This window comes from Tritonibacter sp. SIMBA_163, assembly GCF_046535935.1.
Classification (GTDB): Bacteria; Pseudomonadota; Alphaproteobacteria; order Rhodobacterales; family Rhodobacteraceae; genus Epibacterium; species Epibacterium scottomollicae.
On the sequence record NZ_JAWJBP010000002.1, the window covers coordinates 222,333 to 236,447 of the forward strand.

Below are 14,115 nucleotides of genomic sequence, written 5' to 3' on the forward strand. Positions count from 1 at the left end.
AGAACATGAGCGGTCGTCCGGAACAGCTGTTCCCCCTTTTTGCGGAATTGGAGACATTGCAAGGTGTCGGTCCCAAAACAGCTGAGCACTTTGCACAACTGCGGATCTCCGCACCGCTGGATCTGCTGTACACTTTGCCCTATAGCGTGGTGGATCGACGGCGGCGTGACAGCATCCGGGGGCTGGAGCTGCCAACAACGGCCACGGTCGAGGTGACAGTTGGTCGTCACCGCCCCGCGCGCAACAAGGGGGGCGCCTATCGGATCGACGTGACGGATCAGGATACCGAGTTTCAGCTGGTGTTTTTCCATGGCCGAAGCCGGTATCTGACGGCGCAACTGCCGGAAGGGTCGCGCCGCGTGGTCTCTGGCAAGCTGGAACTGTTCGACGGCATGGCGCAGATGGTCCACCCGGACCACATGCTGCCCGTGGAGGAGGCGGGGGAGATTCCGGATTTCGAACCGGTCTATCCGCTGACCCATGGCATCACCCAGAAGACCATGTTCAAGGCGGTTCAGAGCGCCATGTCGCGCATGCCGAAGCTGCCGGAATGGATGGATGGTGGCTACAAGGCGAAACAGGGCTGGGAGAACTGGCATGCTGCGGTCGCCGCGGCGCATACGCCGGGTGGCGTGGAGGACCTTGAACCGGTTGCCCCCGCCCGGGCGCGCCTGGCCTATGATGAGCTGTTTGCGCATCAATTGACGCTGGCGATCGCCCGCTCCGTGGAGCGGGAGCAGCCGGGGCGGAGCTCTGTCCCCACCGGGAAACTGCAAAGCAAGGTGCTCTCGGCGCTGCCCTACAGGCCCACGGGCGCACAGGGGCGCGCCATCGAGGAAATCACGGCGGATATGGCCTCCGCCCGGCGCATGAACCGGTTGCTGCAGGGCGATGTGGGCGCGGGCAAGACACTGGTGGCCTTCATGGCGCTTCTGGTTGCGGTCGAGGCCGGCGGGCAAGGCGTGATGATGGCGCCGACGGAAATCCTTGCGCGTCAACATCTTGAGGGGTTGCAACCGCTTGCCAATGACGCAGGCGTAGTGCTGGAAATCCTCACGGGACGGGACAAGGGCAAGGACCGCCGCGCCAAGGTCGAGGCCTTGCAACGGGGCGACATTCAGATCCTGGTGGGAACCCATGCGGTGTTCCAGCAGGATGTCGGTTTTGCCGATCTGAGGCTGGTGGTCGTCGACGAACAACATCGCTTTGGCGTGCGGCAACGGATGGAGCTGGCGGAGAAGGGCAAGCGCGCCGATGTGCTGGTGATGACCGCAACGCCGATCCCGCGCTCGCTGGCGTTGACCCAATACGGCGATATGGAAGTTTCCATCCTGGACGAGAAACCGCCGGGGCGCAAACCGATCAAGACCGCGATCCTGAGCACCGAACGCATGTCCGAGGTGGTCGATCACCTGCGCCGCGCCATTGCCGAGGGGCGACAGTGTTACTGGGTCTGCCCCTTGGTCGAGGAATCCGAGGTGATGGATCTGACCGCAGCGGATGAGCGGTTCAAACACCTGCGCGCGGTGCTGGGCGAGGATGTGGTGGGGCTGGTGCATGGGCAGATGCCACCGGCAGAAAAGGATGCTGCCATGGCGGCCTTTCAGGAGGGGCACACGCGGGTTCTGGTCGCAACCACTGTGATTGAGGTCGGGGTCAACGTGCCCAATGCCTCCATCATGGTGATCGAGCGGGCCGAGATCTTTGGCTTGGCGCAATTGCACCAGCTGCGCGGCCGTGTGGGCCGTGGCACAGCCGAGTCCACATGTCTTTTGATGTATCAGCCGCCGCTCACCGAGGGCGGGCGCAAACGGTTGGAGGTCCTGCGCCAGAGCGAGGACGGATTTGTCATTGCCGAAACCGATCTGCAGATGCGCGGGGCGGGGGATGTCATCGGCACTGCTCAATCTGGTCTGCCGAGGTTCCGCATTGCGGATCTGGAGCGGCAAGCGGATCTGATGGCGGTCGCCCAGAGCGATGCCCGTGCCCTGATGACCTCGGACCCGGATCTGACCAGCGACCGGGGACGTGCGGCGCGGACCCTGCTGTGGCTATTGCGGCAGGATGAAGCTATCCGCCTGATTTCCGTGGGTTAATTCCTGCCATCAGCGGCTTGTTCTCTTGTGTGTTCTACTTTGTTCGCAAATGTTCTCAAAAAGTTCTTTACACGACTCGCGTGAAATGGGAACAAAGGGGCAACAAAGGCGTCGTGAACGCAGACAGAGGTCGAGGAGGTTTCCAGATGGTCACACAGTTCAAATCCGCATTGCGCAATTCCCAGTCTACCCTGTTGCAGGATGCTCTGGGGGCCGCGTCGCTGGTTGTGATGTTGGTTGTCGGGCTTCACCTGCCTGGTCTGATCTGAACCACGCCTTTCTTGTTTTTGTAGCTATTTCACTGTTTTTGCCTGTGCTTTCATGCCGGGCGCACCAGCCTCAAGTCTTGCAAGGACCGACTGCCTGTTCGGTCCGCACCAGAGTGTGAACTCCGGTGTTTGGTGTGTCCCGGGTCCCGCATGAAGGCGCTATGACTTGCCGCCGCCATCTGCCCGGATGTGCGGCGGTTTTTTTGTCTCGGACAGATGATCAGGATGGCGCAATTGCAGTTTCTGCTCCTGAGGGAGCAAAAAACGCGGGCTGAAATCAGGCGCAGTTGGCCTTCTGCGCCGTTTGCATCGCCTCAAGCGTGGCCTCGAGCGCCAGCATGATCGAGGCATGGCGGTTCTTGAACTCCCGCGCCGGGATCAGCACCTCCAACCCCTCAAAGGGTGCCTCAGGAGTAGGGCCGGTCTCGGTGAGCATGGCTTTCAGTTGATCGCGGGCGGTTTCGACCTCATCCCGGCTGCGGCCGATGATGGCCTGACCAACCACGGATGCGGCGGCCTGTCCCAGTGCGCAGGCTTTGACGTCCTGGGCAAAGCGCGCAATCTTGCCATCGTCGAGCGCCACATCCACCGTCACGGTTGAGCCACACAGCGGAGAGCGGCGTTTGACCGTGGCATCGGGATCATCCAGCCGCCCCTGATGCGGGATCTCTGCCGCCAGGGCGAGGATCTTGGTCGAATAAAGCTTGATCAGGTCGGTTTCGCCGGACATGTGCAGTTCCTGGGTTTCCCTAAGGCCGTGTTCCCCATACATAGGGTCGCGCCCCTGAGATGCAAAAGGTTTTTGACATGCAAGATCCGGTGAAATTTTCGCCCGAAACACTGACATTTAATGAGGCCGGCCTGCTGCCGTGCATCGCACAGGATGTCGAGAGCGGCGAGATTCTGATGATGGCCTGGATGAATGCGGAGAGCGTGGCAAAAACGCTTGAGACCGGCCGTGTCACCTATTGGTCGCGGTCGCGCCAGTCGTTCTGGATCAAGGGCGAGAGCTCCGGAAATGTGCAGGAACTGGTGGAGCTGCGGGTGGACTGTGATCGTGATGCATTGTTGGCGCTTGTCCGCCAGACCGGACCGGCGTGCCACACCAACCGCCGCAGCTGTTTCTACACCGCCGTACGGGATGGGGATGAGGTTGAGATCATGACGCCAATGACCTGAGAAGGCTAGGGTTTTGGTGTCAGCCCAAGACGGGCGTGAATGTCCTGCGGGCTGGCGCCATCCTCGCGATACTTGGCAATAGCGCGGGCATCGTCGCGTTTTGCCAGGCGTTTGCCCGCGTCGTCGCGGATCAGGCGATGATGGTGATAGCGCGGCACAGGCAGGTTCAGCAGCGCCTGCAGAACCACATGGATCTGGGTGCTTTCAAAAAGATCGGCGCCGCGCACAACATCTGTGATTGCTTGGTCGGCATCATCCACCACCACTGACAAGTGATAGGAACTGCCCATGTTGCGGCGCACCAGAATGATGTCGCCGACGGCAGTGACCAGATGCTCTGGGTTAAGTGAGATTTGCCCTCCAAGCTCTTCTGATATCTCTGTAAAATCAAGTTTTGGCAGGTGCTTCAACGCGGCCTTCATATTGAGGCGGATCACGTCGTCCGGACTGGCGTCGGACATGCTGCGATCACGGCAGCTGCCCGGATAGATCCGCCCGTCGGGACCGAATTGCGGCACGCCTTCCTGTGGCGCACCGGCGGCGGCCTCGATATCGGCGCGGTTGCAGCGGCAAGGATAGGTGACACCAAGCGCGGAGAGCTGCGCCAGCGCCGCGCGATACCGTGGCAATCTGTCAGACTGCCGCATAACGGGGTGCGACCAGCTGAGACCGAGCCAGGACAGATCTTCATAGATCTGCTGTTCCCAAGCAATGCGCGCGCGGGACTGGTCGATATCCTCGATCCGAAGCAGGAAACGCCCGTCGTGCCGCGCCGCCAAGTCAGCCGCCAAGAGGGCGGAATAAGCATGTCCCAGATGGAGTGGCCCGGTTGGGGATGGGGCGAAGCGGGTTGTGAATGTCACGATTTCTCAATCACATAGACGTAGGCGTTCAAGTTTAGCCCCGGCGGCGCGGGCCGTATTCCTTGAATAGCAACTGCGCCGTGCGTCAATCAAGCCATTCGTTCATTGCGCCGATGCCGCTCGGGTCCGCAAGCGCGTGGTCGCGCAGCGAACCCGGTGCAATGCCGGGACCATGAGGTCGTCTATCAAAAGGAGTTGAGCCAATCCTGCCACGCGGCTTTGGCGCGGTCGGTATAGGCCTTGTAGCGATCCTTGCGGCCGCGACGCCCGCCTTTCAATCCGTCCACGGGGCGAAACAGGCCGAAGTTCACATTCATCGGCTGAAAGGTCTTGGCCTCGGCGCCACCGGTGATGTGGTGGATCAGCGCGCCCATGGCGCTGTCCTGCGGCACCTGCGGCACGTCCTGGCCGAGGATTTCCGCCGCAGCGAGACGCCCGGCGAGCAGCCCCATGGCGGCGCTTTCCACATAGCCCTCGACCCCGGTCACCTGACCGGCAAAGCGGATATTCGGTTTGGACTTCAGGCGCATCTCGTGATCGAGCAACGTCGGGGAGTTCAGGAATGTATTACGGTGGATGCCACCAAGACGCGCAAAACTGGCATTCTCCAAGCCGGGAATCATCCGGAAAACATCCGCTTGCGCGCCGTATTTCATCTTGGTCTGGAAGCCGACGATATTGAACAGAGTCCCCAGTGCATTGTCGCGACGCAGCTGTACAACCGCATGTGCCTTGATCTCCGGCTGATGCGGATTGGTCAGGCCCACGGGCTTCATCGGGCCATGGCGCAGGGTCTCGCGACCGCGTTCAGCCATCACCTCGATCGGCAGGCAGCCGTCAAAATACCCGGCGGTCTCGCCTTCGTGGAACTCGGTCTTGTCGGCGGCCAGCAGCGCGTCGATGAAGGCCTCGTATTGGTCCTTGTCCATCGGGCAGTTGAGGTAGGCGGTGCGCTCTTCCTCGGTCTCGCCCTTGTCATAGCGCGATTGCATCCAGGCCTTCGACATGTCGATGCTCTCGGCGTAGATGATCGGCGCAATGGCATCAAAAAAGGCCAGACGCTCGGCACCGGTCTCTTGCTGGATGGCCTCTCCGAGGGTGGGTGAGGTCAGCGGGCCGGTGGCAAAGATCCAGTGGCCTTCGGCGGGCAGCTCGGTGATTTCGTCGTAAGAGACGCGCACATTGGGTAGGGCTTTGAGCTTTGCGGTCACGGTTTCGGCAAAGGGATCGCGGTCCACGGCCAGCGCGCCACCAGCGGGCAGGCGGTGTTCCTCTGCCGTGGCCATGATCAGACCATTGGCCGCGCGCATTTCCCAATGCAACAGCCCGACGGCGTTCTGTTCGTCATCGTCCGAGCGGAAGGAGTTGGAACAGACCATCTCGCCCAGATTGCCTGTCTGATGGGCAAAGGTTTCGACCTTGGGACGCATCTCGTGGATCACCACGTTTATGCCCATGTGCGCCGCCTGCCAGGCAGCCTCGGATCCGGCCATTCCGCCGCCGACGATGTGAAGCTCTTGTGTCATGGGACGGCAAATAGGGCAGCTTACCTGCGGGCGCAATATCAGCTGTTGGTGTTCGAGGCGCGGAGGCAGAAATAATTAGGGCCGCAGCTTCGTGGACGTCATACCCGGGTGAGAGATCCGGTAGGAGGGACGGTCCGAAGCAGCGGCCCAAATTGCGGCAAGCGCGTTGGCTTGCCCAACTCTTGCCACTTTCTTGCCTTCATTAGAAGCCTCAACACGGAAACAATAAATCGCAGTTCGTAAACAAAGGCTGAATTTTCCGAAAATTTTAGGAAAAAGCGTTCTTTGCGGCGCCCTGACGGCCAGCCCGACGCTCTGAGTGCCGTGGCGTTCTAAGCAAATCCGCTTGTGAGGAGGCCCGCTGCGTGCACAGTGACGAGAAGACAGAGGGGAGACGCGCGGATGCAGCTGGTTTTTGAGACACCGCAACTGATGACTTATCTGGAGGAGGTGTTTCCGCAGATCAACGGCGAGTTCAGCGTTGATGCACTGCGCCCGGGTGAGATCACCATGCGGCTGAATGTGCAGGAGCGGCATCTGCGTCCCGGGGGCACGGTGTCGGGTCCGTCGATGTTCGCGCTGGCGGATGTCGCGGTTTATGCGCTGGTGCTGGCGCATTTGGGCGGCGAGGCGCTGGCGGTGACGACCAATGCCTCGTTCGATTTCATGCGCAAGCCGGAGGGCGGTCGCGATCTGCTAGGCCAGGCGCGGCTTTTGAAGCTGGGGCGTACTCTGGCGGTGGGGGATGTGCTGCTGTTTTCCGAAGGCAAGGCCGAACCTGTGGCGCGTTCCACCATGACCTATTCGATACCGCCAAAACGATAAAGCGCCCGCGGATCTCTCCGAGGACGCTTTAATGTCATGGCTCAGGTCGTTCTAAGGAATGAGTTTTCTCACATAGCCGGGCAGGGCAAAGGCGGCCTTGTGCACCTCTGGCGTATAATAGTCCGGCGTGAGGCCAGCCGCAGTAAACCGGCTCTCCAGCGTGGCCAGATCAACCGCGCGGGCCTTGGTTGAGTGACTGCCCCAACCCAGCGCCATCGGCCCGCCCACATAGGTCGGGATGGTGGCAAGATAGCAGGTCGCATCGGCAAACAGCGCCTGAAAGGCCCGCATGGTATTGGTCAGCTCGTCGCCCTGCATGAAGGGCACGCCGTTCTGGGTCACGATGATGCCGTCCTCGGTCAGGGCGCGGGCGGCGTGGCCATAAAAGGTGTCGGTGAACAACACTTCGCCGGGGCCGATCGGATCCGTGGAATCGACGATGATGACGTCGAACTTGTCCTCGGTCTCCTTCATGAAGACCGCGCCATCATTGATCACCAGATTGAGCCGGGCATCGTCAAAGGCGCCCTGGCTCAGCATCGGCAGGTATTCCTTTGAAAAGTCGACAACACCTGCGTCGATTTCCACCATGGTGACATGCTCGACCGATGCGTGCTTCAACACCTCGCGCGCAATCCCGCCATCGCCGCCGCCGATGATCAGCACGCGTTTGGCGGCCCCATGCGCCAGGATCGGCACATGGGTCAGCATTTCATGATAGATGAAATTGTCGCCCTCGGTGGTCTGAACAACGTCGTCCAGTGTCAGAATGCGCCCGAAGGTGCCGTTCTGAAAAACCTTGAGCCGCTGATGCTCGGTCTTGCTGTCATAATACATCTCGCTCACCCGCAGGGACTGGGCAAAATGATCGTGTAGCCGTTCGGTGTTCCAGAACTCATCCGTCATGCGGCGACCTCCTTGGCAACGATTTCCTCTCCGCGCAGCAGTTCGCGCACCTCGACCATGTTGGTCTCGAAGGCAGATTTCAGCACGTCGACGGCTTTCCATGGCTCGGCATCGCCGCACATAAAGACGTCGAACGCGCCGTAGCCAATTTCGGGCCATGTGTGCACGGAGATATGGCTCTCGGCGAGCACCGCCACGCCGGATACGCCCTGCGGCGAGAACTTATGCGTGTGGATATGCAGCAGGGTTGCGCCGCAGACATCGACCATCTTGCGAAAGGCGTCCTCGATCCGGGTCTGACAGTCCAGACCGGTGCCTTTCATCACTTCGATGATCAGATGCGTGCCGGCAAAAACCTTGCCGTCGCGGCGAATGAAGTGATCCTCGCGGTCGGCGTCGACCAAAGAGTTCACAATAGCGGTGGGTACACCGCTGGCGGTATCTTCCTCATGGGCGCCTGTCTCCAGACCGATCCCCAGTTGGAAGAGGTTGGCGTCGGTCATGACACGCCCCTTCGTTCCAGTAGATGACAATCCAGACGGTCCTTAGCGCCCCCCCGAATAAGAGTTCAGGGTTGGGATCGGTACCGAAAGTCAGGCGCAGATAGGAGGGCGGAGAGATTCGATCAAGGTAAAAATTTATGAACGCTGACCGGTATCGCTCACAAAAAAAGGCCGGAGACGGAGCTCCGGCCTGCCAGTTGGTTCTGTGCCCCGGGGATCAGGGTCTCCAGAACGGAAGAGTTCCTTCGCGCATGGCGTCCTCGCGTTGCAGGCCGATGTCACGCAATTGCTGCTGAGTAAGTCGGCTCAACTGACGACGGCTGCGCCTGCGGACCGACCATTTTGTGGCCAGAACCGCAAAACCAATGGCCACCTCTGCAATCATCGGCAGCGCCGCACGATTGGTCAGATAGGAAAGGTGTGTCGGGTGTTCTGTCACATTTGTCACGGTCAGTCTCACATTTTGTATTGATGCAATTTGAATGTACTGGCATGTAAGGCGTACAAAGAGCGGCGCGGATTGTCTAATCGGAGATTGTTATGGGTACAATTTGGCCCTCTACCTTGACTGGATCGCTGGCAGAGCGGCCGGGTCCAAAGTACAAACGTGTGGCCGATACGATACGGTTGGCAATCGAAAGTGGTACATTGCAGGTGGGGGCAAAACTTCCCCCAGTACGGGAATTGGCCTATCAGTTGAATATCACGCCCGGGACCGTGGCGCGGGCCTATACAATTCTCACAGATGAAGGGCTGTTGCAGGCCGAAGTGGGCCGGGGCACCTTTGTCGCTGAGCGCGAAACCGTGGTCATGGACGATGTCTGGTCACGTCAATTGCATCTGCTGGAGGGAGCAAACCCCAATCACGTCAGCCTGTTCAGCCCCAGGCTGGTGGATGTCGGTCAGGTCAAGCTGATCCGCGAGGCGTTGCGCAAGGCCGCTGATTGTGACCGTCTGGCGCTGCTGAATTATCCGACACGTGACGCCTATCAACCGGTGCGGCAGGCGGTGGTGGACTGGTTGTCCGACACACCGCTTGGCCCCTTGGGGGAGCGTGACATCGTGCTGACCCATGGCGGGCAGAACGCGGTCATGACGGTGCTGCAGGCGATCCTGAAGGACAGCAATCCAACGATCCTGGTCGAAGATCTGTCTTACGCGGGGTTTCGCCGCGCGGCGGAAATTCTGCGTGCAAAGGTTGTGGGGGTAGCAATCGACGAACATGGCGTCGTGCCGGAGGCTCTGGAAGCCGCGATCAAGAAATCCGGTGCATCGGTGCTTTGTACCAGTCCGGAAGTGCACAATCCGACCGGCACGTTTACGCCGCTTGAACGTCGGAAGGAAATCCTGTCGGTGCTGCGCCGGCATGAGGTACAAGTGATCGAGGACGATTGCTACCGGATGGGGGAGGCGCGGGCACCGACCTATCGGGCGCTGGCGCCGGATCTCAGTTGGCACGTGACGTCTATTTCGAAATCACTGACGCCCGCGTTGCGGGTTGGTTTCGCCATTGCACCGGTCGGAAAATCGGCGGACCTGCGTCGGGTGGCCGAATACGGGTACTTCGGTCTGGCGCAGCCGCTCGCAGAGGTGACACGCATTCTACTGGCAGATCCGCGCAGCAAGAAGCTTGTTCAGACCGTCCGCGAGGAAATGGCGGATTATGTGCGGGTGGCGGTCAACGCACTTGGCGCGTTTGAGCTGACCTGGGACGCGCAGGTGCCGTTCCTGTGGTTGCGGCTGCCGTCCGGCTGGCGGGCCGGGGCCTTTACCCGCGCGGCAGAGGCGCAGGGGGTGCAATTGCGCTCGGCGGATGAGTTCGCACTGCGCGATGGCCGGGCGCCAAACGCGGTACGCATTGCCATCAATGGGCATGTCACACTGGCCCGGTTCGAGGACGCGATGCTGCGGTTGCGCATGCTGCTGGACAATCCACCGGAGCAAATCAGCGTCTAGGTCGGATTTCTTTGGGGTACTATAGTACCTAATTTGTAATGTGTTGTTTTTAAACACTTTAATGTCGTTTGCCTGTGTTGACTGTTTTGTGACGCCGCCGTAAACCCCGTCTATCGAATTCAGATGGAGTCGTCCGCGGCCCCATTGTCACGACAAACAGGACTGACCTGACATGAAAACCTTCTCTGCTACCCCGGCAGATATCGAGAAGAAGTGGATCATCATCGACGCCGAAGGCGTGGTGCTGGGCCGTCTCGCATCGATCATTGCCACTCGCCTTCGCGGCAAGCATAAACCGTCGTTCACCCCCCACATGGACATGGGTGACAACGTGATCGTCATCAACGCTGACAAGATCCAGATGACCGGCAAGAAGCGCGACGAGCACTTCTACTGGCACACTGGCCATCCGGGCGGCATCAAATCCCGCACCAAACAGCAGATCCTCGAGGGTGCACACCCCGAGCGCGTGGTCTTCCAGGCCGTCAAGCGTATGCTGCCGGGCAACCGCCTGTCCCGCCAGCAGATGACCAACCTGCGCATCTATGCAAGTGCCGAGCACCCGCATGAAGCCCAGAGCCCCGAAGTTCTGGATGTCAAATCCATGAACAAGAAAAACACCCGGAGCTAATGACGATGGCTGATCAGATCACAACTCTCGAAGAGCTTGGCGCCGTCGCAGGCGTCGAAACCGCAGCCGAAGAACTGGCACCGCGCGAACCCGTTCGTGACGAACTGGGCCGTGCCTATGCGACCGGCAAGCGTAAAGACGCTGTTGCCCGCGTCTGGATCAAGCCGGGTTCCGGCAAGGTTCAGGTCAACGGTCTCGAGCTGAACAAATACTTCGCCCGTCCGGTTCTGCAGATGATCCTGCGTCAACCGTTCACCGTGGCCGGTGTTGAAGACCAGTTCGACGTCTATGCAACCGTCAAGGGCGGTGGCCTCTCCGGTCAGGCCGGCGCGGTCAAGCACGGGATTTCCAAAGCACTGCAGCTTTATGATCCCGCGCTGCGTGGCGCACTGAAAGCCGCAGGCTTCCTGACCCGCGACAGCCGTGTTGTTGAGCGTAAGAAGTTCGGTCGCCGCAAAGCGCGTCGTTCGTTCCAGTTCTCCAAGCGCTAAGTTCGACCCGTCGAACCTACGATACAAAACAAAGGGTTGCGTCATTCGCAGCCCTTTTTTCATTGGAAAACTCCAATCCGCATTGCGTTGGGGCTGTCGCGCTAATCCAGGCTAGCGCTCGAGTTCGCCGCGTACGTTCCCTCATTTGTTGAGCAGCACGGACATTCTGTCGGCCTTCCGCGGCGCAACACGCGAAGACTTAACCTGTTTTCAACGCAATTAGGCGAAATTTGTCTTGTTGTTTGCTTTGCGCAGCAACGTCGAATGAGTGCTGCCAGCATGGATGGTACTTGAGTACTGGTCGTTGATTGTCAAAAACGCTGAAATTGAGCGGCGTGATAGCACTGACGGAAAACTGGAGGAATTGTGCAGGTAAGAATACCCTACGAAAAATGCCCGCTTTGTGAATCAAAGCATATTGTCAAGTCGGCGACAGGTAATTGCAGCAAGCATCCGCTCTATGATCCAGTTGTCCCGCCGGTGATGCAATGGATGGATTGTGAGACATGCAAACATCAATTTGTTGATGGCTATTTCACAGACGAGGCATTGTCGGTTGTTTTCAGAAACACGAATGATCATCAAAAAGTTGGACATAAGCTCGAGGAGCAGAGAAGCGTATCATCGATGATGATCGAAAAAGTGCTTCCATACAAGTCTGCCGGGGCTTGGCTCGATGTCGGCTTTGGAAATGGGTCTTTGCTGTTTACCGCAGAAGAATACGGCTTCCATCCAATCGGTGTTGATTTGAGGGAAGACAATGTAAGCGCGATGAAAAGCTTGGGTTTCGAAGCCTATTGTGACTTTGTTCAGGATATTGAGTTCAAGAATAAATTGTCAGTTGTAAGCATGATGGACGTGCTTGAGCACATTCCGTACCCGAAAGAGGTGCTGAGTTCCCTTCATTCTAACATGGAAGAGGGAGGCTGCCTCTTAATTTCAATGCCAAACACGGAGAATATCATCTGGAAATTGCTGACCAACAATAACGCAAACCCATATCTGGGGGAGCTTGAGCACTACCATAACTTTAGCAGAACGCGGCTTTTCTCTTTGCTGAAAGAATGTGGTTTCGATGCGGTCAGATACGGGATCAGTCAACGCTACCGGGTCTGCATGGAAGTTGTCGCTCTGAAGGCATAGCTGATAGCGCTCTGCCGAAAAGTCGCGTCATTATCTTGACGCGTGGTGGTGGTGTCGCTTGCGGTTTGCAGGAGTGAAGCGCCAGACGCGAACCTCGTGAGGGCCGTGACTTTTCCAAAGCCCGTGCTCACGTGATGTGTCTATCGAGGGGTGACGTGCCGCAGGGCACCGCCTCTCAGGCCTCCTGGGGAAGTTGGTTTCAGTCGTCAGGGTCGATCAGGCCGAGCCCCCTCAGGTACACACCAATTCCTGTTTCCAGCAGGTCTTCGGGCGCATAGGGGGAGGCGGTGCCGGGCGCGTTTCGTGCGAACAGTTCAACCACGCCGTGGCTCATCGCCATGATATGGGCTGAGAACATAGACGCGGGCGGGCGTTTTTCCGCCGGAATATGTTGGCTCAGCTCTGCCGCAGCGCGTTCCAGAACCCCGCGCGCGCGGTTGGCGGCATCGGCCAGTTCCGGGGTGCGATTTGCAGAAATGCCGCTTTCAAACATCGCGATGTAATGGCCGGGATGTTTGCGCGCAAAAGCCAGGTAGGCGCGCCCTGTCGCCTCAAACGCGGCGAGGGCGGAAGGCTGATACTTGTCATAGGCGTGTTGCATCAGGTCGGCGAACATCAGAAAGCCCTGCCGCGCGGCCTCGGCGATCAGATCCTCGCGCCCCTCAAAGTGGCGATAGACGGCTGCGGGTGTGACGCCCGCCTGCTTGGCCGCCTCGGATAGCGTAAAACCGGTCGGGCCCTTGATTTCGATCAGGCGCAGGGCAGCCTCGACCAGCGCCTGACGCAAATTGCCGTGATGATAGCCGCGTTTAGGCATCCCAAATGTCCGGGCCGCCACAAATCTGGGTATCGGGGTCACCGAGGGCCTCAAGATCCTTGTTGTCATAGTCAATCGCCAGCAGAACGTGGCGTATGGCTTCCAGCCGGGCACGTTTCTTGTCGTCGGAGCGCACGATGGTCCAAGGCGCATGAGCACTGTGGCTGCGGTACAGAGTTTCGCGAATTGCCTTGGAGTAGGCGTCCCAGCGCTTCAGCCCTTCGACGTCGATCCAGCTGAGTTTCCATTGTTTCAACGGGTCATGTTCGCGGGCCAGAAAACGGCGCAGTTGCTCGGCGCGCCCGACATTCAGCCAGAGCTTGATGAGGTGAATGCCTTCATCCACCAGCATTTTCTCAAATTCTGTGACTTGCGTGAAGAAATGCTCCCGCTCCGCATCGCTGCAGAAATCGAACACTTTCTCGACAACGCCGCGATTGTACCAGCTGCGATCGAAAAAGACGATCTCGCCGCCTGCGGGCAGCTGGGTGATGTAGCGCTGGAAGTACCATTGCGTCGCTTCGGTTTCTGTCGGTTTGGACAGGGCCACGACACGGGCCCCTCGCGGGTTGAGGTTCTCGCGGAAGCGTTTGATCGTGCCGCCCTTGCCGGCGGCGTCGCGCCCTTCGAATACGATGGCAATGCGTTGGCCTGAGGATTTGACCCAGGCTTGCAGCTTCACCAGCTCGATTTGCAGGGCTTCGTAAGTATCTTTGTAGTCCTGCTTGGCGATCTCTTCATCGTAGGGGTATGTCGGGTTCAGGATGTCATCCTTATGGCCGGTCTTGATGGCCTTGCGGATGTCCTTCGGTGCGTCGTTTTCGAAGTACTGGCTGATCGCCCCGTCAAACGGCAAAGTCATGTCGCATCCGTCCTTTCTCGCCCACAGTGTCTGAAGCGATACTCTTCA

The 14,115-nt window shown here is 59.1% G+C and carries 16 protein-coding genes; 8 read left to right on the plus strand and 8 right to left on the minus strand.

The window, feature by feature from the left end:
- Positions 1-5 precede the first annotated feature (5 nt).
- A complete protein-coding gene (gene recG / locus R0J92_RS04975) occupies positions 6-2,096 on the plus strand; it encodes an ATP-dependent DNA helicase RecG (RefSeq protein ID WP_411050919.1) in 2,091 nt (696 codons plus the stop codon).
- Positions 2,097-2,242: 146 nt separating this feature from the next.
- A complete protein-coding gene (locus R0J92_RS04980) occupies positions 2,243-2,365 on the plus strand; it encodes a hypothetical protein (RefSeq protein WP_279327911.1) in 123 nt (40 codons plus the stop codon).
- A gap of 277 nt (positions 2,366-2,642) precedes the next feature.
- Here the strand turns inward: R0J92_RS04980 and R0J92_RS04985 are convergent, their stop codons facing one another.
- Positions 2,643-3,095 carry an iron-sulfur cluster assembly scaffold protein gene (locus tag R0J92_RS04985; protein ID WP_411050920.1) on the minus strand — a complete coding sequence of 151 codons (453 nt, stop codon included), beginning with the start codon at positions 3,093-3,095 and terminating at the stop codon, positions 2,643-2,645.
- A gap of 59 nt (positions 3,096-3,154) precedes the next feature.
- Between R0J92_RS04985 and hisI the strand changes: the two genes are divergently transcribed.
- Complete coding sequence (hisI, locus tag R0J92_RS04990) at positions 3,155-3,544, plus strand: phosphoribosyl-AMP cyclohydrolase (protein WP_411050921.1); 390 nt, start codon at positions 3,155-3,157, stop codon at positions 3,542-3,544.
- A gap of 5 nt (positions 3,545-3,549) precedes the next feature.
- On the opposite strand, the gene gluQRS is transcribed toward hisI, so the two are convergent.
- A complete protein-coding gene (gene gluQRS / locus R0J92_RS04995; RefSeq protein ID WP_411050922.1) occupies positions 3,550-4,407 on the minus strand; it encodes a tRNA glutamyl-Q(34) synthetase GluQRS in 858 nt (285 codons plus the stop codon).
- A gap of 185 nt (positions 4,408-4,592) precedes the next feature.
- Positions 4,593-5,933 (minus strand): methylenetetrahydrofolate--tRNA-(uracil(54)-C(5))-methyltransferase (FADH(2)-oxidizing) TrmFO, encoded by a 1,341-nt coding sequence (trmFO, locus tag R0J92_RS05000; RefSeq protein ID WP_411050923.1) that lies wholly within the window; start codon positions 5,931-5,933, stop codon positions 4,593-4,595.
- 402 nt (positions 5,934-6,335) lie between these two features.
- Between trmFO and R0J92_RS05005 the strand changes: the two genes are divergently transcribed.
- Positions 6,336-6,758 carry a PaaI family thioesterase gene (locus tag R0J92_RS05005; protein ID WP_106164039.1) on the plus strand — a complete coding sequence of 141 codons (423 nt, stop codon included), beginning with the start codon at positions 6,336-6,338 and terminating at the stop codon, positions 6,756-6,758.
- Positions 6,759-6,809: 51 nt separating this feature from the next.
- On the opposite strand, the gene speE is transcribed toward R0J92_RS05005, so the two are convergent.
- The 3 genes from speE to R0J92_RS05020 form a co-directional block, all read right to left on the minus strand.
- Positions 6,810-7,664 (minus strand): polyamine aminopropyltransferase, encoded by an 855-nt coding sequence (gene speE / locus R0J92_RS05010; protein ID WP_411050924.1) that lies wholly within the window; start codon positions 7,662-7,664, stop codon positions 6,810-6,812.
- On the minus strand, positions 7,661-8,167 hold the full coding sequence (gene speD, locus R0J92_RS05015) for an adenosylmethionine decarboxylase (RefSeq protein WP_317386095.1): 507 nt from the start codon (positions 8,165-8,167) through the stop codon (positions 7,661-7,663). The genes speE and speD overlap by 4 nt, the downstream gene beginning before the upstream one ends.
- 217 nt (positions 8,168-8,384) lie before the next feature.
- A complete protein-coding gene (locus tag R0J92_RS05020; RefSeq protein WP_317386096.1) occupies positions 8,385-8,615 on the minus strand; it encodes a DUF1127 domain-containing protein in 231 nt (76 codons plus the stop codon).
- Between the two features lie 92 nt (positions 8,616-8,707).
- Here R0J92_RS05020 and R0J92_RS05025 point away from each other — a divergent pair, with 92 nt between their 5' ends.
- From R0J92_RS05025 to R0J92_RS05040, 4 genes are all read left to right on the plus strand, one after another.
- A complete protein-coding gene (locus R0J92_RS05025) occupies positions 8,708-10,123 on the plus strand; it encodes a PLP-dependent aminotransferase family protein (protein WP_106164043.1) in 1,416 nt (471 codons plus the stop codon).
- Between the two features lie 172 nt (positions 10,124-10,295).
- Positions 10,296-10,754 (plus strand): 50S ribosomal protein L13, encoded by a 459-nt coding sequence (rplM, locus tag R0J92_RS05030; protein WP_106164044.1) that lies wholly within the window; start codon positions 10,296-10,298, stop codon positions 10,752-10,754.
- Between the two features lie 5 nt (positions 10,755-10,759).
- Complete coding sequence (rpsI, locus tag R0J92_RS05035; protein ID WP_106164128.1) at positions 10,760-11,245, plus strand: 30S ribosomal protein S9; 486 nt, start codon at positions 10,760-10,762, stop codon at positions 11,243-11,245.
- Between the two features lie 366 nt (positions 11,246-11,611).
- Positions 11,612-12,388, plus strand: a complete 777-nt coding sequence (locus R0J92_RS05040; protein ID WP_411050925.1) for a class I SAM-dependent methyltransferase — start codon at positions 11,612-11,614, stop codon at positions 12,386-12,388.
- 199 nt (positions 12,389-12,587) lie between these two features.
- Here the strand turns inward: R0J92_RS05040 and R0J92_RS05045 are convergent, their stop codons facing one another.
- Positions 12,588-13,205, minus strand: a complete 618-nt coding sequence (locus R0J92_RS05045; protein ID WP_106164046.1) for a TetR/AcrR family transcriptional regulator — start codon at positions 13,203-13,205, stop codon at positions 12,588-12,590.
- Positions 13,198-14,067 (minus strand): polyphosphate kinase 2, encoded by an 870-nt coding sequence (gene ppk2 / locus R0J92_RS05050; RefSeq protein ID WP_411050926.1) that lies wholly within the window; start codon positions 14,065-14,067, stop codon positions 13,198-13,200. Before ppk2 ends, R0J92_RS05045 begins: the two co-directional genes overlap by 8 nt.
- Between the last annotated feature and the right edge of the window lie 48 nt (positions 14,068-14,115).